Origin of the sequence: Brucepastera parasyntrophica, assembly GCF_022376835.1 — a bacterium.
GTDB lineage: Bacteria > Spirochaetota > Spirochaetia > Treponematales > Treponemataceae > Brucepastera > Brucepastera parasyntrophica.
The window spans coordinates 2,053,775-2,073,193 of record NZ_CP084606.1 but is presented as its reverse complement, the minus strand read 5'-3'; the positions used below and the strand labels follow the sequence as shown (position 1 = coordinate 2,073,193).

Here is a 19,419-nt window from a genome sequence, read left to right as displayed (position 1 = left end):
TTTTGCGCATTTATTTCATAATTGATTATTCTCGTCTGTCCATTACTCGTGATCTCTTCAGGGGTATCCGGTTCGTCTCCCCGCTCGGTACCTCATCAGGGTCAGGATCAGCGTCAGTACTCCGCCGCATCGTCACATACACACGGCTCGTATCTATCGCCACTCCGTCTGGTCCAGGCTCTATCGTTACCGAGATATACTGGTTCGCTCCTATCTTGTTCGACGTATACCCAGTCGCAAAATTATTCCCCACATACTGCGTCCACTGCAATATGCTCACATTCGGGTTCTTGTTATATGGATCTATCGAAAACTTTCCGCTCGTACTGGTATCCACTTCAGACGAATGAAGTCCTATACCCGTCAGATCGTCCTCGCTTATCCCGGCTACCATCGTTTCACTTCCGTACACCAGCGACGCAAGCGCCTCAGATGACGGGAACTTCTCTCCGTCCGGCAATAACGCGAGTATACTGTCATAGATATAGACCTGGTCCGTTTCATTTCCCGCAGCCACCGTTTCTCCAGGACCCCGGTACTCCTGCGCGTTGTCTACCGCCCGCAGCGTGTAATACAATTCCCGCGCTCCCTCACTTCCCGTCATCCCGGCAGCAAGCTGCCCGAATACGGACGTCGGGTCATCTTTGTCCCCGGGGATTATCAGCTTCCAGTCACTCGGGACATTTGTCTGGCTGTACCGCGCAACCTCACTCATTACGCCGCCATTGTCCTGGTAAAATACCACTTCCATTTCAGCACATGAGTTTTCATCCCACAATGTCCCAGAAAATACCAGATCGTCCCCATATGGGTCAGCTTTTACCGGCCCGGACGTTGACGGCCGCGAAATTACCACCAAAGGCGGCGTGTTGTCCAGATAATACGGCACCGTCACCGATGTCTTCCGGTTCGACGTGTCTACTGCAGTCGCCACTACCCGGTACTGTCCGTCCGCAAACGGCACACTCCCGTCAGCCGCACGCGTGTTCGGTATATTCGCCGTCCACCGCCGCGTGCTGTCAGGATGCGCCGTTCCGCTCCACTGCTTTACTCCGCTGCTGTTCTGTAATACTATTTCTACGCGGTCTACCGCTGTTTCGTCCCACGCTTTCCCGGATACCACCAGGTCGCCGCGCGCGATACTGTTTATCGCAGGGTAATCTATCGTTAATTCAGGCGCACTCGTATCGACCGAATCACCCAGCCCTATTTCACACTGGACAAGGGCTAAACTCATGATTCCTATCACCGCCAGGATGATTCGTTTCCGCGCTGTTATTTTCTGCATATGACCCCTTCTTTCCCTCAAGTACAAAACAAATACCACATTTTGAATACGGTACCAGATATAAAAGGCCTACCCTCAGCAGGTAAGCCTTTCTGATTCAATTAAAATACGTTCATGCGTATACCAAACGATATATGCGGAAGTAAAGAATTTATATCAACTTCTGTCACATTAACGTCTGTCGGAATAAACCACAGCTGGAATTCCGTATAGAACGAGAAGATACGGAATGTTGTCCGCTTCGGCAATGTTACTCTGGGGAATTCCAGCTGGGCAAGAACCGCCGAAAGTATCTGCGGCTGTCCGCTCTGGGATTCCGTGAATATGGAGAAGTTCGCTCCTATTGCTATAGTCGCGGACAGCCAGGAAAGATCCGGTCCGAAGAAGAAGTCCATTGGTATATATCCAACGTTGGCAAGAAGCTTGAATCCGAAAACATTTCCGCCGTACCGCATATTGGCGTCAGTAAACAGTTCCCTCTGGCGCGTGGTAAACTGTCCAAACTGGGCCTGGACCTTAACGTTATTATCAAAGAAGGTTAACCCGACGCCAATGTCATACAGGGTTCCGCCCCATACATGCCAGTCAAAATAGAGTCCCTGAATAAAGGAAGGAATCGCGTATCTTGATTTATCTCCGGCACGCAGCGAAAGAACTACCGAATCCAGTTTCACATCGTCAGAACTGAGTCCTGAGAATTCCAGCTCATTATTATACCTTCCGCCCTCGCTCGGCGCGATAAGCATAATCGACGGTTTTGTTTTATCAATCTGTATGATTGAACGGGTTATTGCGACCTCTCCGTTATTCATTGTCGCTCTGACAATCATGAAGTGGTATCCTTCGTCCATGTCGCCGGTTTCAATACGGTAGCGCCACTTCTTTCCTGATTCGGTCTTGAGGAATGTTTTCCCGTTATCAAAACTTATTTCAACTTTATTCAGGGACTTGCGCTGCAGTTCCGCCTTCTCCGTTTTTGTTGTTTCCTTTGAGTTGAGCGCTATGATTTCTTCCTCAGTGAATGAATACCCAGTAGTACCCATAAGCCAGGGACGTTCGATCGCGAAGTCACCCATAGTGAAGTTATCAATTGTTATCCAGGGACCATTTGCTTTATAGTTGACAGCCCGTTCTTCAGAATTGATAACCCGTTCTCCCGCAATCAGGGCTTTTACCAGCAGCGAATGCAGACCGTCCGCTATCATTTCCGGGCCGACCGTAAACTTGAAATAGCCTGATGAAGTTACTTCGGCAGCAGCGACATCAACACCGTCTACATATAACAGGAGATTATTAACAGGATCTTCCGAAACGACCCTTCCATAAAGATTGAACACACCCTGGACATTCTCACCGTTCAGGGGATACAGGAAGTCAATACGGTTCCGGTCCGGACCACGGTTCACTTCAAAGTTGCGTGAAACCCTGGTAATGTTGCCTGCCCGGTCATACCCCCGCAGTTCCATATTATAGAATCCTTCCGGCAAAGTGGTGATATCTATAACCCTGCTGATAATTATATCGCTTTCAATTTCAATCTCGCTCAGATTTGCCGATACAGCAGGCTGCCTCGAATCAAGGTTGCTTATCCTTGCGGTAACCCGTTCAAGGGAGATGTTGTCAAGCGCCTGGCCGGACACAAACAATGCATCCGCGACCCGGCCGCCGTCCAGAGGCAATTCGAGCTGTATATGGGGAGCTGTATTATCAATATTAATCAAACTCGAATACAGCCCTGTTGTTTCATATTTATCATAGACACGGACAAAGACAACATGTGTACCGTCCTGAATAACCCGGCTGTCAAACCGGTATTCCCACATTTCCGCTCCGGTAGCCAGATTAAATGTATTACCGTTATCAAGGGAAACTTCGACTTTATCAATGCCGTTTTTATCCGACGCGGTACCAAGTATACTTACAACTCCGCGGGTCGTTGTTTCATAAGTAGGTGAAAGAACTTCCGCTTTTGGTTCTTCAAGGGAAACCCTGATAGTCCTTTGCACTTCCTCTCCGCGTACGCCATATATATCTTCAGCATACATGGTTATGATATGTTCATTGTCCGTCAGTGAAGAAAGCTTTATGGGTATCGAGAAACTGTGTTCGATTTCAACTTCAGTATATGCTGCGTTGTCTATTTTGTAGAAAATTTTCGCGGCCTGATCATCATCATATACAACGCCGGAAATAACAAAGTCCTTACGGATAATTTCATTTTCTTCCGGGAGATGGATTTCAACAACAGGCAAGTCTCCGGCGCTGTCTATAGTGAAGAAGTATTCCGACATTACGGTTTCATTCCCGGCGGCGTCTTTAAAGCGGAAAACCATATTGTCCAGGATGGGCATGGTAGGTGTTCCGACATAACAATTTGTCATTGACGACAATTCCAGGGGAATCCAGAGCGAAGGATTGCTGTCCTCTCCGGGTTTATGATAATAAGCCGAAACAACGGGATGGTCATCCAGGAAACGGAAAGCCATAAGGGTTTTGCCGTTTACAACATCGCCGGGTTCGGGAAGAACAACTTCTACCACCGGAGGAGTCGTATCCTTTATAAACATATAAATATTGGTTGTTGAACGGCCTGCCCTGTTTGTAGCCCGGACATGCAGTTCAAGCGGTCCGTCAGGAAGGGCGGTAATATCTATCCGCTGGTTAAAGTTGGCGCCGGACAGGGGAACCCAGGTTTCGCCCCGGTTAAAGGAATAGTCAACACTCGCTATCCCCAGACCATCGCTTGCGGAGCCTCTTATCGGAAGTACGTCCTGGAGCCAGACCGGGCGTTCCCAGCTTTCAATAATAAGGGTGGGATCCAGTGAATTAACAAAGAAATCCACGGGCTGGGTTCTGAAAGCCGCGCCGGCGTCATCGGTAATAATGAGAGCCACACCTTTATATTCACCATCAGTTACGCCGGTAATGCGTACGGTATTTCCTTCGAGAACGGCCTGCATCCCCGTAATATTCTGTTCAAATCTTACGGACGCCGCGGTCCGGTCATTTTTTGCATTATAGAAGCCCGAAACCCCGTCTGTTCCGATAATGGAAATACTGCCGGCAGTACTCTGCAGCACATTCCAGACAAATTGTTCATCATCATTAATGCCGGCGTCAGGAATGGGCCTGATAACCGCAAAGCCGCCCGACACGGTCAGCTTGGTCAGATCTTTCAGTGTTATGGTGGCGGTAACTGTTGTCCATCCCGCGGGCAGCGTCGCTGAAAGGGGAATGCTCGCCTCATACAGGGATGAAGAACTATCAATACGGCGCGCGGAAATTTTTGAATCAGGGCTGCCGTTTATTGACCACAGTATTTCATTGATCTGGATCGGCGTATCAATGCTCAAAACAATACTGCCGTCTATGCGTTTTTCTCTCGGAGCATTCGGTCCGGCCAGAGTAACCATTGCGCCGTTTGAAAAAGGAATATCTCTCGGCAGCAGACGCTCCAGTGATACCGACGCCGTTCCTGACGACGAATCGGAAAGTGTTACCGGGGCAGAAACCTTCAGCGTGTCGCTGGACCATTCAGGAGGACTCCCGTGCGGGATATGCAGATTCCTGACATGGAAAGAAGTTTTCTTTTCAGTTACGCGGTCAAAAATATCGGTAGCCGTTATTTCAACGGACACCAGCCCGTAAGGCATATTTGCCGCTACCGGAATACTGATGGAAGCATCCCTGCTGCCGCTTCTGACGGTAACAGGAGTTTCCGCCCCGTCGCCGACCTTGTAGGAAACACTCTTGAGTCCGGCGTCTGAAAAGACTGACGCGGTAAAAACCTGCCCGGCTTCGGGATCGACTGAAGAATAACTGTCACCTATTGCATTAACAGTAATCAGAGGGACCGTTCCGGTTACATTAAAGGTACGCGAAACCGTGTCTCCTCTTACGCCATGAATATCGACAGGCCATATCTCAACGGTGTGGGTTCCGCCGCTTAAGGCGTGGTTTGTTATGCAGAAAACACCGGAGGATTCCAGCTGAACGGGAACTCCTTTATCAAAGGAATACCAAACCTCCGCTATGCCGTCGTCGTCAACAGCGTATCCGGTTACCACAACCTCGCCGGCAAAAACGCCATTCTGTTCCGGTGATGTAATAGTCAGGACAGGAACATCAGCCGCCGGATCTATCAGTATTTTTTTGAAGCAGTCGTAACGTTGCCGGCCTCATCAGTCGCAATAATATCAACTGTAAGGTTTCTGATTTTCTGGTCCCGTACATCAATTTCTTTTACCCAGTACGGATTCCCTTTAACGATTTCAAACTCTCCGGTTTCTTTGCCGATCCGCCAGGACAGAGAGCGGATTCCGATAGTGTCGGTGGCGTATCCCGCAACGGAAAAAATACCGTTTACGGCTTCATTGTCTTCAGGCGAAATGAAGCCCACTTCCGGCTTGGTATTGTCGACAAAATAAAGGAAGGTGGTTATACCGGAGGAACCCTGGCCGTCCACGGCCCTGAACCAGCACACTGCCGGTCCGTCAGGCATATTCTTTGTTATAATTGTGACATCAAATGTCCATGTATCGTTTTTCTTGTCATATTTTATAGGCACCGGAGTAAATGTTCTTCCCCGGTCAAGAGAATAGGAGAGTTCCTTTATTCCGTTTCCGTCATATACGGTACCGGAAATGGAAAACTTGCTTGAAACAAGAACACCCATTCCCGGAGTCAGTATTTCCGTATTGGGCCGTTCACGGTCAAGATTCCATGAGACGGAATACGGCCTTCCCTTGACACCGTATATATCGGTTCCGGACACGGTTATGGTATGCTTTCCTTCGGACAGATTGTTTGTATCCAGGTAATAGGACCAGAATTCCGTACCCTCGGCGCGGACGGGATTTTCTTCATCTCCGTCAAAATACAACTCAACATAGGCGACTGCGTCATCGTCTATACAGGTACCGACTATATTCAGATTTCCGGGAACACGCATATCTTCAAGCGGATTGGTTATGCGGACAACGGGGAGGTCGGATTCAGGGTCAATAAATATATTATAGGGGCCTTCAAAAGCCTGGTTTCCGGCAAGGTCTGTTGCCGTAATAAGAATATTATATTTACCGGGTTTTTTCTGGGAGATATCAAGGGTCTCATGCCAGCTGTCAAGTTTTTTTACGGGGACCTCAGTTGTATCTTTTTTACCGGAAGAAAAAAGCATCATTACTGATAAAAGAGAAAATATACATATAAATAAATATTTCTTCATTCTTAGACCCCTTAACTTAAAACAAATCTTTTTCCTCGGTAATTATCGGCATGTCCGTATATAAAAATTAGCAAAATTCCTGCAGAACCGGATAACCCGGCAGCTGACATCCGTCAGATCCACATTTTTCACTGCAATTACATTCTTACGCCCGCTAATTCCCTGTTTTATTTTAGGGACAAAATCCCTACATACAAAATACTGTCAAATTAATGAATAGCCAATCGTAATAATGTAAATTTTCACTATTTTTCACGGAAATATATTTTCTTTGACAATTCACGTACTCTGTGTATAGAATGTGTTATACAGAATTGCCCGCTGCCCATGAAAGGACAGCCGGTTTACCGGCTGGAGCTGATTACTCGAAAAATGGCAATTCAGTACAGAATAAAGAGGAGAATTGTTATGAGTGACACAGAAAACACTGTTGCGGAGAAAAAACTCCGTGTCGGAAGTATCCTGAAAGAAGGGATCGGTATCGGAATGCAGAATTTCGGACCCATTCTGGTTAACACAATCCTGTGGATACCTTCCCTTATCATTCCGTATATCAATATCGGAACGACAATTGGTATGGCTATTGGTATTGTAGCAAAGGCCGGAAAAGGCGAACCGATTTCCATGACTGAAATTTTCAATCCCCAGTACCGGAAATATATGGGAGAATATTTTCTCGCAAGCGGTCTTGTGGGAATAGGGGTTGCAGCAGGAACCGCTCTTTTCATAATACCGGGTATTGTAATTTCACTTGCGTGGAGCCTTGCCCTGCTTCTTACCGTAGACAAGGAAAAAAATCCGACCGAAGCCATCACGCTGAGCAACAAGCTTACCTATGGTTATAAAGGCACTATCTTTCTTGCCCAATTCATTGTTTGTATAGTGGCATGTATAGCGCTTTGCATTTTCTATCTTCTTCCGAGTGCGGTTGCGGCCATTCTTTCAATCGCGCTCATCATTGTGATTCTTTTTGTGATGATCGGGGTGCAGGCATATATTTACAAAACTCTCTGTGAAAACGTATAAACCGCTGTAAGCGCCGTGCATACGGAAAACCGGTGAATGTCTGTATTTTGTTATACAGAAAACAGTCGCCGGTTTTTTTGTGTCTGCAGAAATTCCGCGCCGGGTGTGAAGGTCCCTGTACCCGGAAAATAGCCGTGACAAGCGAGGATTTAACGGCTACACTTGCATCATGAAACGGATAATTATCGTGACCGGCGCCAGTTCCGGCATTGGAAGGGAGTTTGCTTTTCAGCTGGCCGAAGCAAGGACGGCTGATGAAATCTGGCTGCTTGCCCGCAGAGAAGACAAACTCCAGGCGCTTGCGGAAGAAATAAACGCGCGGGATTCCGGACGAGGGATTACAGTCAGAACGGTCCCTGTTGATCTTACGGGTACCGGCGGGGTCCGCAGTTTTACAGCTCTTCTTGAAGAAGAAAAAAAAAGAGATAACGAATTCGTTATCGATACGCTGGTCAATAATGCGGGATTCGGAACATACGGAACATTCATGGAGACATCCATTGACCGGCAGCTCGAAATGATACAGCTCAATGTCATAACCCTGACCGGTCTCTGCCATGCCGCCATACCCTGTATGGACAGGGGATCCATACTTATCAATGTGTCGAGTCTCGCGGCTTTCGCCCCATTGGGGAATTTCGCCGTCTACGGAGCGACAAAGGCCTATGTACTCAGTTTTACCCTGGCCCTTGCCGCCGAAACAGCCGACTCCGGAATATTTATCTGCGCCCTCTGCCCGGGACCTGTTGATACTGAATTTGCCAAGGTGGCATCCAATGGGGCCAGGGTAAAAGTTCTGCACGGTGCTTCTCCGCAGAAACTGGTGACCCATTGCCTGCGCCGCATACACAGGGGTTCGCATACAATTGTTATGCTGATGAAATGGAAATTCAAGGCTTTTATGAGCCGGTTCATCGGCCGTTACTGGTTTGCGCGCTATACCTTTGTTCACGAAAAGAGACCGTCCGGACCCGCTGAATAAAATGAATTTCAGAACGGATATGGACAAAGAAAATTATTGCCGTGAATCAAATTATCTTTCGGAGCTCCCTTTACCAAATGATGTAAAAACGGAACAGAAGAAGATAAAATACCCAACGGCTGTTCGGCCGGGTATTTTGTTCTCCCGTGGAATTGGCTGGCCGGTTTGACCGTGTCCGGACATACGGATTCGCCTATGACAAGCGCACAATGAAAAAACTGGAAAAGGTCCTGTTTTTTTCCGGAACCGCCGTATTGTTATGATTAACCGGCATGAACCCTATTCAGAGAAAAGCTTACGAAAAAACCTGACTACAGCAGGAAGCGATATACTTAAGCGGGACAGTTCAGAATAACAAATAAGGCGATATGTATAAATTCAGATTTCAGTACAACATTTGGGGCCGGGCCGCAAACCCGGAAGCTGCTTGTCCGGTGTTCCCAAATGCTGAATTTTCTCAAAACGATGTATGGATAATAGTAATTTAAATTACATTTTCTGCTGCACGAATTCTCCTGCAAAGGAATTACAGACTTTTGTGATTGCCTCGGGGAATAATCCATGAGTTTTTGATAGTCGAAGGCGCCGGCTACGGCAGCAATGGCAGTATCGCTTATCGCGGTATACGTTTTCGAGACAAGTTTTTTCCCCGCAGAACTCAAAAGGTCCGCCTGCAAAGTAACATATACTCCCATAGTACCATTTTTTCCAAGTCCGGAACTCATTTTTTTATTGAAAGTAAATGTAATATAAAGATTTTCTTTTATACCAGTTTCTTCATCAAGCTGCTGTAAAAATTTTCCGTCCCTGCCGACAACCTTGTAATCATCCGCACGGATAATAGCTGAAGCAGCCGCGAGCTTGCATTCCTTTACTGAATGGTATGTATTTGATGTAACAATAACATCCTTATCAATAAATTCGAGACCCGTTGCAGTTAAGGTGTCCCTGAATATCTGTTCGGCATCATTGATAAGTCTATCAGGCCGCGCAAACAGGGCGCTTAATTCAGCGCCGTTTTTTCCTGGACAGTCTTATCAATTGCAAATCCCAAAAGTCCGGATGACGTTTTTTCCTTATCATTCCAGAGAATTTCATCATTTGATGTCAGGGAAACGATTCCAAGCGGGGAAACAGCAGAGACATCCTTCACCGCCGAACCGGATGAGCAGCCAATAATCACTGCGCACACACATGTTGTTACAATAAGCAACTTTTTCACTAAAACTCATTCTTGATAAAACTTTATTTGATCCATAAATATTGTTATTCCTGCAGGAATACATTTAAATAAATTTGCGGCCATGGATACGGAAAGCATGGCCGGCCGGAATGAAGTGCAAGAAATTGTGAAAAATAAATTTAAATTATAGAGAATTTTATACTTTTTATATGAAAACCCGGAATTACGGGTATTTCGGACTCATAGTATATCAGCTTTTAAAAAAACGCAACATTCTGCATAAAAAAACGGATTTTGTTTATTCCGCTTTGTTTACCGGCGTACCGCCGGCGGCTTCCATACGTTCGCGTAAATGTTTTTTGAAAATTTCATCAACATCCGTACGGGGTGTGACGCCAAAAGCTGGAACCGTACTTCCGTTTTCTATAACCCTGTACAGCGGCGGCGGCACATTCCGGTACGCATAGCTGTTGCTGTCATTAATCCACCAGTTAAGTACATTCAGGATTTTCAGGGTATACTGGATCAAAAGGGCGTTCGTTCTTGTCTTTGATGTTTTTCCGCCGCACAGGGCATCCAGCCGCCTCGAAACGGAATTCGGTATAGTGAAATTATAAATTTTCCAGGGATTCTGAATCCCTGTTATGGATGCTTCCGGGTTCGGTTCACCGTATGATAACGCCTTCTGGATATTTTTATTATGATATTCCAGCATTTGCTTCAGCCGGGCGACTCTCGTATAAAAAGGAGGAAGCCTGTCATCGTCCTGCAGCTTGGATGTCCCGTACATCCGTATATCGAGGTAGGGAAGAAAAACGACTTTGATCAGGGTGAACATATTTGACAGCATCCGGCTCCCGTACGGAGTTTTATTGTAATCGGGCTGGGCATAAATCTGATTGGTGTACGCCTTCAGATCATCGCTGAAATTCTTGTCAAAAATATTTTCCTGATACAGGATCCATTCATCCAGAATCCGGTCGATGGAATCTTCGGAGTCCTCGGGAGGCAGATTTGTCATCGGGTCAAACCGGACAAGCCGGAGTGCCTGAAACAGATATTCAAGGATCCAGAACAGTATCATGGTTTGATGGAGAGGGTTTCCGGGAGAAAGCTGGGTAAAGGCGTCCCTGAATTCCAGAATAGGCTGAAAGTAAGCGCAGAAATCAGGCATCGTTTCAAGTTTGTTCCATCCCGCTTCCGGGAAAAGGTCTTCCAGAACCTTAATTCCCTCTTCTACCTCAACCGGCATAACCATTTTTTTCTCTTCGTCTTCCGGAGAAACCTGGGCCTTCAAGACGGCTTCCTTTTTCTGGAGAAAAAGCACAGTCTTCGGATCAACGTCCAGCCACTCCAGTACCTTTGAACCGTTTTTATAAAACAGATCATAAGAAGACAGCATTACAGGAACGCTCATGCGCAGGACAAGCGGATACAGAGCAGGTATAACCTTTTCAAAAACATACCGCCACTCTTCCATGGCCTGGCTGGTATTTGCCTGAAAGGCGCTCATGTCAGCCGGTATGATTTCCTGCAAAATAAAGCTGTGTACGGCCTGATACTGTTCAATGACCCCGCCGGCCCCGAGATAGTATATGAGGATAAGAGAGCGGAACAGGATTCTCATAAAGGGTTCCAGCTGTGATACCGTTACTTCCCTCGGGTTTGCCTGAAGCCTGACAAGCAAAGCATTAAGGCTTCTGACATCAATATTCAGGATAACCTGTATTGTTTTCCGGGCAAATGAATCATGATGCTCCAGATTTTTGAAAAATTCGCCGGTATTATCCAGAGGGAACATTTTTTTTGTCGCCGCTACACAGGTTTGGACATGACCAAGATAATCATTCAGCATATAGAGGATGAATTCGGGATTTATCTTATCGCTCTTATCCGTGTGCAAAAACGAAGCCGGGACCTTTATACGGTATTTTTTATCGGCCATCAATTGGTTTATTGCCTGAAGTTCCTTTTCTGAAGGAACGGGGAGTTTTTTTGGTGTAAAATCAACCTCTGGATTCATGTAATATTCCGACATATCCTATCCTTAAATTCGCAGTAATATTTTCTTTCCGATTCCCGGGTAGTCTTTTAATACAATTTTTTTATTATCACCGGTCAGCAAAACACCCTCAAAGGTGCCGTATACCGTATGATAATCGGTACGCAGAATAACAATACTCAGTTTTCTGGGACTGTCCGATACCGGAGTGAAAACCAGATCTATCATGCTTTCGGTATCCTGTATTATCCACTGCCCTTCGACCCCGTAAGGGCGGGTTATTTTTACCGGCGGCAGGGGATACGCCTTCCCGTCAACAAAAAGCACATTTTCATTATAGCGGTAATCGTCACGGGAAGTTGAATTTGATAATGAAAAGGAAACAACTTTTCCGTCCAGCATACCGAATCCGTTCAGCATGCTCAGCTTTGTCCGCAGCGAAAGATAGGCCTCGGTTATTTCAAAAAAACCAACACTGGTTTGCTCCGACAGATTGTAATCATCATAAAACGTAGTCATGCGTCCGTGCAAGGGGGCGGTGACCTTGTATGAAGCCTTGCACCGTCTCTTGATTTCATAGGGAACTACGGTTGCGATTTCAGCGGTCCCGGGACCATCAAGGTTCATTGCCAGGCGGGCCTCGCAGGGAGGACGTATGTCGGAACCAAGGAAATCAAAATCCGCGTGTATGACCTTTTTGTAAAGCCTCATATTGATCCTGACAAAACGGCTGTGGGAGCGGCAGGCAATAATACTTTTGAATAAATTATGCGGCATGCGTATTGACCGGGGCGCGAGCATTCTCCGGTATGCGATACGTTTTTTTGTCCGCCGGTTCCAGAGGGTAGTTTCCATAAATCCGAAAAACCCGCCCATAAAAAGTTCTATTTCACCAATATTTTCTTCACTGCAGAATAAAAAGCGCACCATTCCCCTGACCCGGAAGTTGGTAAGAAATTGAGGAATGGGAAGACTCCCGAAGGGATGTTTTAACCCGCGGATATCGAAATTCTTAAAAGGTCCCGAAAAAGTACCAAATTGGGCTTTCCCGTCCTTTACCGGCGCATCGGGCGGCGGTGTTATTTCTCTTTTATACAAAAAGGACCTCGGTGTTTGTATATTATACACTGAAATAAAAAGCTTGTCAGGAGATTAAAACCTCTGACGGTATCGTAATCGTAAAATTACAATACCGCCTCTTGCAGAATAGAGGTAATCAGACTATCATTTTCCCATGAGTATTACTATTTATTCGCTTGGGGCAGCAGAAGAAGTCACCGGTTCAAAACATGTAATAGAAGTTGACGGCAGATCAGTTCTTATTGATTGCGGCGCTTTTCAGGGAAGAAGGGCTGAAGCTGACAAAAAAAACCGGAAATTTGAGGTACAGGCAGATAAACTGGATGCCGTCGTGCTGACACACGCTCATTACGACCACTCCGGACTCCTGCCCATGCTTGGAATCAACGGGTATACCGGCAATATTTACGCCACTCCGGCGACCCGGGACCTGGCGAATCTGATAATGATGGATTCCGCCCGGATTCAGGCCCGTGACGCGGAATATCTGGGAAAACAGGCAGCCAAAAAGGGAGAAACTTTTACCTGGAAGCCCCTTTTTAATGAGTCCGATGTTATAAAAACAGTTAACCAGATTGTTACCGTTTCCTATCACCGCCCGACCTATATTACTCCGAATATCCTGCTGGAATTTTTTGACGCGGGCCATATTCTGGGATCATCAATGGCGGTTCTGACAATTAATGACAAGGAAGGAAGGGAGGTGAAAGTCGCCTATACAGGAGACCTCGGCCGCAAACACAAGGCTATTATTCGCGATCCCGATTTGCTTCCTCCGGTTGACTATATGATTCTGGAAAGCACCTATGGAGACAGACTTCATGAAACAGCGGAAGACGCTCTTGCGAAGCTTGCGGAAATCACAAAAAAATAACCAGAACTGACGGAAAAATGATTATTCCCGCCTTCGCCATTGAGCGTACACAGGAACTGGTGTATTATTTTCATACACTTGTCGACCGGAAAATCATTCCGGAAATTCCCATTTATGTTGATTCCCCGATGGCTGTCAACGCGACCAGCATTTTCCAGATACACCAGGAGTGCTATGATGAGGCGACTCATCAGGCCTTTCTGAAACATCATAAAAATCCCTTCGGGTTTAATTCCCTGAAATTCATAACCAGTGTGGATGAATCAAAGGCGCTGAATAATAAAAGCGGCCCCATGGTCATCATCAGCGCGGACGGCATGTGTGAAGCGGGCCGGATTGTTCATCATCTGGCGAATAATATCAGCAATCCTACCACGGAAATACTGCTTGTCGGATTTATGGCCGATCATACCCTTGGACGGAGAATTAAAAACCGTGAACGCGAAGTGAAAATTATGGGCGAATGGCATACAGTCCGCGCTGAAATATCGGAAATCAACGCATTCAGCGCCCACGCCGATTATCAGGAAGCGACTGAATGGCTGCAGTCAATGGACACTTCCCGTCTCAAACAGATTTTTCTTGTCCACGGGGAGCCTGACGTACAGGTCGTATTCAAGGACCACCTGGAAGAGAACGGTTTTTTCAATACCCGTATTGTCAAATACGGTGAAACATACGAATTATGAGAGTTATAACTGGATTTCACGCCATAGAAGAAGAAATCCGGGTTCTTGCAAAAAAAGTTCCTGAAGACGGGAATAAGCGGAAAATCCGCATTCTTTTCAGTTCGCCGGGACCCCGCGTTAAACAGATTATAGCTGCGGCTGAAAAAGCGGGAATCCCGCCGGAAAAAACTGACGCGCGGGAACTTGACCGGCTCGCGGAGGGGCTTCCGCCCGCGCTCCGTGACCACAGGGGGCTTCTGCTTGTCCTGGAAACTGAAGAGACGCCGGTCTCACTTAACGCGGAAAACCGTATCAGGGAGCTTGCGGACAGGGAAAGCGCGCTGGTTCTTATTCTCGATTCAATAACCGATCCTCATAATACCGGCGCGATCATCCGGAGCGCCGACCAGTTCGGGGTGGATCTGGTCATTCTTCCGGAACGGCGGAGCGCAGGCGACTTTGAAATTATTTCCAGGACAAGCGCGGGCGCCTCTTCCTGGGTACCGCTTGCGCAGGTTTCAAATCTTGTCCGTATTACCGAGCTGCTTAAAAACGCCGGCTTCTGGATCTACGGCGCGGACGCCGGGGGAACTGGGCTGGAGGAAATTTCCTTTGCGGAAAAAGCCGTTTTAATAATGGGCAGCGAGGGCAGCGGCATATCTCGTCTTCTCAGGGAAAAATGCGACCTGCTTGTATCAATCCGGACGGAAGGAAAGCTGGACAGTTTGAATGTTTCCGTAGCAGCCGGAATCCTGCTGTACGAAATAAGCGCCGGACAAAACGCCCCTGCAACCAGCAAGGGTGTTTAACTGTCTAACCAGATAATACCGATTATTCAGGACAAACCGATGAAAAAATTTGAACCAAAACATGAGTTACCAAAACCTTATCATTTGGGAGAAGAAATTGCGAACGCAATAACCCACGGGATCGGAACAGGACTTGCGATTGCCGGCACAGTCGTTCTGATCGCAAAAGCCGCTACCCAGGCCCCGGAAGGTCTGACCGGGTACTATGTCACAGCCTTCAGTATTTACGGCTTTGCCATGATATTTCTGTATGCAATGAGTACGCTGTATCATTCGCTCCTGCTTACCAGGGCCTATCCCGTTTTTGAAAGGCTCGATCACTCGGCAATTTTTGTCCTTATCGCGGGGACCTATACCGCCTACTGCCTGACCGCGCTGAGAGGGTCGGTCGGCTGGTGGATATTCGGCCTGATCTGGGGACTTGCCATAACAGGTATTGCCCTGTATTCCGTGTTCGGGAAAAAACTGCGTCTCGCCTCCGTTTTTTTATACATTATAATGGGCTGGATTATTATCTTTGCCGCTGATCCGCTCAAGGCGGCGGTTTCCAACCGGAGCTGGGTGTTTTTGCTTGCGGGAGGCATTACCTATACGGCAGGCGCTGTTGTGTATCTTCTCAAAAAAGTCCCGTGGTCGCATCCTATCTGGCACCTTTTTGTACTGGCGGGTACCATCCTGCATTATTTTTCGATCTATTACAGCTTTTGATTATGTACGCAAAAAACCTGTCCCTGTTTCAGAGAAGCGCTGACACAATCTGGACAGACCCTTATATCTCAAAAAACCTCCTCGAATCCCATCTGGACGATACTTCCGACGGGGCATCGAGGAACAGTGAAACAAGAAAAAAAACAATTGAGTGGATCAACTCCCGTATTGCTCCCGGGTCAACAATACTTGATCTGGGCTGCGGTCCGGGCTTATACGCGAATGATCTGGCCGGACTCGGACACCATGTCACCGGGATAGATGTTAACAGGGAATCCATACAGTATGCCCAAAAACACCAGGGTCCGGAGTCCCTGACGGAATACAGGTATGGCAATTATCTTGAAGAGACTATTGCCGGAACATATGCCGCTGTGATAATGATATACTGTGATTTCGGAGCGTTAATTCCGCAGGAGCAGAAAACAGTACTTCGAAAAATCAGAGATGTTCTGACTGACGGCGGAGTATTTATTTTTGATGTTTTCGGAAAAGGCTTGCGGGATATAAAAAAGGAAACCGAGAGCTGGGAGATTTCCGATGGAGGAGATTTCTGGAGCGCCAGCCCCCATTTTATTATGGAAGAAGTCCGCTTTTTTGACGAAGCAAATGCCATCGGCACAAGATATTTTATAGCCAATCAGGAATCAGGAAAAGTTAAAGAGTATATCCTCTGGGACCAGTATTATGAGGAAAGCGATATTACTGCCTTCATGAAGGAAAACGGATTTTCAGTAAAAACTGTAGAAAAGGACCTGATTACTTCGAGCAATTTTACATCCGAAGATGTTATGTTCATTATTGCGGAAAAAAGCAGCTGAAATTCAATGTGTATAAAAATATAAATTGATACACATTGAATTTCTGTCATGTGTATCAATTTATAAAACCATACACACGATATCATAAAAAAATGTAAAACCCGGCCAGGCCTTCTTTTGGATTACCCTGTCCGAAAATATTTTCCGTCTATATATGATTTCTTCACAGGACATTACTGACCACAAAAATACGCACCGGCGGATACGATTATGTAAAACATAAACCTGTTATACAATAACATTATTATAGAAGAAAAAGTACAAAATATTGTAGTAATATTGCAAAAGATGGTATACAGTAACTAAACGGATTCCGTTTGGCCGCATAAGACAAACAAAAAGTCAAAAATAAACACCGCCATAGTGACCGCCAGGTAGGCGGAAGAGTACTGGAGGAGCATATGAATGCAATAATAACAGTCGTCGGAACTGATCATGTCGGAATAATTGCGAAAGTTTCCGCATATCTTTCGGAACACATGATAAATATTGTGGATATTTCACAGACAATCCTGTCGGGATATTTTGTCATGATGATGGTCGCGGATCTTTCAAAAAGTACAATACCTATTCAGGAAAATAAAACGGCATTGACCGAACTCGGTGAAAAACTGGGAGTAAATATCAGCATAATGCATGAAAAAGTATTTTCGGAAATGAACCGGATATAGGCAGGACAAACATATATGATTTTTTCACCTACCGAGATAAAAGAAACCGTCGACATGTTTATGCAGTACAAACTCGATGTCAGGGCAATTACAATGGGGATTTCCCTCCGTGACTGCGCGAGCCATTCCGGGGAAGAGTCCCGTCGCAGGGTTTATGATAAGCTGATGAAGACAGCCGGAAACCTTGTCCGCATTGGCCGTGACATAGAGGCGGAATTCGGCATACCGATTATTAATAAACGGATAGCGGTTACACCCATTGCCCTGATTGCAGAAGCAAGCGGGGATACCGACTTTGTTCCCTGGGCGCGTATTCTTGACAGAGCGGCTTCCGAACTCGAAGTTGATTTTATCGGGGGATTTTCAGCGCTGGTCCAAAAAGGCATGACTCCTGGGGACAGGAATCTTATTGAGTCAATTCCGCAGGCACTCGCGGAAACAAACCGTATCTGTTCCTCCATCAATCTGGGAACGACAAAAAGCGGCATTAACATGGATGCGGTCCGGAAAATGGGAGAGATCATCAAGGACACTGCGGAAGCTACAAAAGACAGGGACGGCATCGGCTGTACAAAACTGGTTGTATTCTGCAATGCTCCTGAGGACAATCCTTTTATGGCAGGAGCCTTTCACGGCCCCGGAGAAGGAGAAGCGGTTCTTTCGGTTGGGGTTTCCGGTCCTGGAGTCATAAAAGCCGCCTGCGAACACTACAGGGGAGCTCCGCTCAATGAGCTTGCTGAAGGGATAAAAAAGACGTCATTCAAAATAACAAGAATGGGCCAGCTTGTCGGAAAAGAGGCCGCCGCACGGCTGGGAGTCCCGTTCGGCATTCTGGACCTTTCCCTCGCGCCGACTCCGGCTGTAGGCGATTCCGTCGCCCGGATACTGGAAGAAATGGGGCTTGAATCTGCAGGCGCGCCCGGAACAACCGCCGCCCTTGCGCTGCTCACCGATATGGTAAAAAAAGGCGGCGTTATGGCTTCAACCAGTGTGGGAGGCCTGTCCGGAGCTTTTATACCGGTTTCCGAAGACGAGGGGATGGTCGCGGCAGTCAGGGCAGGTTCCATCACTCTTGAAAAACTGGAAGCTATGACCTGTGTCTGTTCCGTGGGACTGGATATGATTGCCGTTCCCGGTTCGATATCTGCTGAAACGATTTCCGGTATTATCGCGGATGAACTGGTTATCGGCATGGTGAATAACAAAACTACCGCAGTACGGCTTATCCCGGTACCCGGGAAAGAAGCCGGAGAATGGGCTGAATTCGGGGGCTTCTCGGAGGCGCGCCGGTTATGCCGGTAAACCGTTTTTCATGTGCGGATTTTGTAAACCGCGGGGGACGCATTCCCGCCCCGATTCACAGTTTCAGGAACTGAAAGACGCCGTATAAAATACTTGATAAATAGCGGAAAACGTTGCATAGTATAGATATGAAATTACGTACAGGCATTGCCGCCCTTTTTTTACTGGCGCTTTTTTCAGCTGCCGCTCAGGAAAAACCTGACGCCCTCAAGCTGTACCGTCAGGGAAGGGAACTTGAGGCAAAAAACAGAATGGCGGATGCTGTTGTTATATATAACGAAGCTATTGAAGTCTGCAAACAGGATCTGGTGGTAAATCCCAGAAATATGGACGCCTACACCATTTACGGCTGGGCCCTGGTCCGCATGGAAAAATACAGCGAGGCTGTCACCATTTGTCAGGAAGCCCTCAAAATTACTTCCGATCACAGGGTTGTTGAAACTTTAGGGGAAGCGTACTTTTACTTGAAAGATTATAAGGAGTCCCTTAAAAATATGGAGCGGTATATTGATGCGGCGCCCCGCGGCGAAAGAATCAGCACAGCCTATTTTTTTGTGGGTGAGATTTACCGGCTGAACCGTTCCTTTAACCGGGCCGAAATAGCCTATACCGCCGCTGTTTATCTTGAACCGGCAATGTCCCTGTGGTGGTACCGTCTCGCAACGGTGCGGGAAAATGTCGGCGACAGGGAAGGCGCCGCGACCGCATATCAGAGAGCCCTCAGACTGCGCCCTGATTATAAGGAAGCCTCGGACGGCCTTAAACGGGTGACGGTTTAGAA

General features: G+C 47.0%; 13 protein-coding genes and 2 pseudogenes. 9 read left to right on the top strand and 6 right to left on the bottom strand.

The features are described from left to right. Positions 1–25: 25 nt before the first annotated feature. The 3 genes from K7I13_RS09835 to K7I13_RS09825 all read right to left on the bottom strand — a co-directional run bounded on the left by K7I13_RS09835 (position 26) and on the right by K7I13_RS09825 (position 6,512). Positions 26–1,288 (bottom strand): hypothetical protein, encoded by a 1,263-nt coding sequence (locus K7I13_RS09835; RefSeq protein ID WP_255945142.1) that lies wholly within the window; start codon positions 1,286–1,288, stop codon positions 26–28. A gap of 101 nt (positions 1,289–1,389) precedes the next feature. Next, positions 1,390–5,355, bottom strand: coding sequence for an Ig-like domain-containing protein (locus K7I13_RS09830; RefSeq protein WP_439647431.1), 3,966 nt, complete (start codon positions 5,353–5,355; stop codon positions 1,390–1,392). Positions 5,356–5,429: 74 nt separating this feature from the next. Next, a complete protein-coding gene (locus K7I13_RS09825; protein WP_255945140.1) occupies positions 5,430–6,512 on the bottom strand; it encodes an Ig-like domain-containing protein in 1,083 nt (360 codons plus the stop codon). A gap of 408 nt (positions 6,513–6,920) precedes the next feature. On the opposite strand from K7I13_RS09825, the gene K7I13_RS09820 reads away from it, so the two are divergent. Together K7I13_RS09820 and K7I13_RS09815 are read left to right on the top strand one after the other, a co-directional pair. Further along, a complete protein-coding gene (locus K7I13_RS09820; RefSeq protein ID WP_255945138.1) occupies positions 6,921–7,538 on the top strand; it encodes a hypothetical protein in 618 nt (205 codons plus the stop codon). Between the two features lie 169 nt (positions 7,539–7,707). Then, positions 7,708–8,520: an SDR family NAD(P)-dependent oxidoreductase gene (locus K7I13_RS09815; RefSeq protein WP_255945136.1), complete on the top strand. Its 813-nt coding sequence runs from the start codon at positions 7,708–7,710 to the stop codon at positions 8,518–8,520. A gap of 1,003 nt (positions 8,521–9,523) precedes the next feature. Here K7I13_RS09815 and K7I13_RS09810 read toward each other — a convergent pair. From K7I13_RS09810 to K7I13_RS09800, 3 genes are all read right to left on the bottom strand, one after another. Next, on the bottom strand, positions 9,524–9,742 hold the full coding sequence (locus K7I13_RS09810; protein ID WP_255945134.1) for a hypothetical protein: 219 nt from the start codon (positions 9,740–9,742) through the stop codon (positions 9,524–9,526). 259 nt (positions 9,743–10,001) lie between these two features. After that, positions 10,002–11,726 carry a hypothetical protein gene (locus K7I13_RS09805; RefSeq protein ID WP_255945132.1) on the bottom strand — a complete coding sequence of 575 codons (1,725 nt, stop codon included), beginning with the start codon at positions 11,724–11,726 and terminating at the stop codon, positions 10,002–10,004. Positions 11,727–11,750: 24 nt separating this feature from the next. Continuing rightward, complete coding sequence (locus K7I13_RS09800) at positions 11,751–12,803, bottom strand: DUF2804 family protein (RefSeq protein WP_255945130.1); 1,053 nt, start codon at positions 12,801–12,803, stop codon at positions 11,751–11,753. 136 nt (positions 12,804–12,939) lie between these two features. Between K7I13_RS09800 and K7I13_RS09795 the strand changes: the two are divergent. From K7I13_RS09795 to K7I13_RS09765, 7 genes and pseudogenes are all read left to right on the top strand, one after another. Beyond that, positions 12,940–14,348: pseudogene (locus K7I13_RS09795) on the top strand (MBL fold metallo-hydrolase RNA specificity domain-containing protein). Beyond that, complete coding sequence (rlmB, locus tag K7I13_RS09790) at positions 14,345–15,136, top strand: 23S rRNA (guanosine(2251)-2'-O)-methyltransferase RlmB (RefSeq protein ID WP_439647430.1); 792 nt, start codon at positions 14,345–14,347, stop codon at positions 15,134–15,136. Before K7I13_RS09795 ends, rlmB begins: the two are co-directional and overlap by 4 nt. Before the next feature lie 39 nt (positions 15,137–15,175). Then, the gene (gene trhA, locus K7I13_RS09785; protein ID WP_255945128.1) at positions 15,176–15,844 is read left to right on the top strand and encodes a PAQR family membrane homeostasis protein TrhA; all 669 of its coding nucleotides are present in this window, start codon (positions 15,176–15,178) and stop codon (positions 15,842–15,844) included. Positions 15,845–15,846: 2 nt separating this feature from the next. After that, a complete protein-coding gene (locus K7I13_RS09780) occupies positions 15,847–16,665 on the top strand; it encodes a class I SAM-dependent methyltransferase (RefSeq protein WP_255945120.1) in 819 nt (272 codons plus the stop codon). A gap of 401 nt (positions 16,666–17,066) precedes the next feature. Beyond that, a complete protein-coding gene (locus K7I13_RS09775) occupies positions 17,067–17,336 on the top strand; it encodes an ACT domain-containing protein (RefSeq protein WP_255945118.1) in 270 nt (89 codons plus the stop codon). Positions 17,337–17,351: 15 nt separating this feature from the next. Then, positions 17,352–18,712 (top strand): annotated as a pseudogene (locus tag K7I13_RS09770) (PFL family protein). A gap of 54 nt (positions 18,713–18,766) precedes the next feature. Continuing rightward, the gene (locus K7I13_RS09765; RefSeq protein WP_255945116.1) at positions 18,767–19,417 is read left to right on the top strand and encodes a tetratricopeptide repeat protein; all 651 of its coding nucleotides are present in this window, start codon (positions 18,767–18,769) and stop codon (positions 19,415–19,417) included. Positions 19,418–19,419: the final 2 nt, after the last annotated feature.

What these genes read in the sequence shown, in the direction of transcription:
- K7I13_RS09775 (WP_255945118.1), top strand. Translation starts at nt 17,067, where the DNA reads ATGAATGCAATAATAACAGTCGTCGGAACTGATCATGTCGGAATAATT.
- trhA (WP_255945128.1), top strand. Translation starts at nt 15,176, where the DNA reads ATGAAAAAATTTGAACCAAAACATGAGTTACCAAAACCTTATCATTTG.
- K7I13_RS09815 (WP_255945136.1), top strand. Translation starts at nt 7,708, where the DNA reads ATGAAACGGATAATTATCGTGACCGGCGCCAGTTCCGGCATTGGAAGG.
- K7I13_RS09780 (WP_255945120.1), top strand. Translation starts at nt 15,847, where the DNA reads ATGTACGCAAAAAACCTGTCCCTGTTTCAGAGAAGCGCTGACACAATC.
- K7I13_RS09805 (WP_255945132.1), bottom strand. Translation starts at nt 11,726, where the DNA reads ATGAATCCAGAGGTTGATTTTACACCAAAAAAACTCCCCGTTCCTTCA.
- K7I13_RS09820 (WP_255945138.1), top strand. Translation starts at nt 6,921, where the DNA reads ATGAGTGACACAGAAAACACTGTTGCGGAGAAAAAACTCCGTGTCGGA.
- K7I13_RS09835 (WP_255945142.1), bottom strand. Translation starts at nt 1,288, where the DNA reads ATGCAGAAAATAACAGCGCGGAAACGAATCATCCTGGCGGTGATAGGA.
- rlmB (WP_439647430.1), top strand. Translation starts at nt 14,345, where the DNA reads ATGAGAGTTATAACTGGATTTCACGCCATAGAAGAAGAAATCCGGGTT.
- K7I13_RS09825 (WP_255945140.1), bottom strand. Translation starts at nt 6,512, where the DNA reads ATGAAGAAATATTTATTTATATGTATATTTTCTCTTTTATCAGTAATG.
- K7I13_RS09765 (WP_255945116.1), top strand. Translation starts at nt 18,767, where the DNA reads ATGAAATTACGTACAGGCATTGCCGCCCTTTTTTTACTGGCGCTTTTT.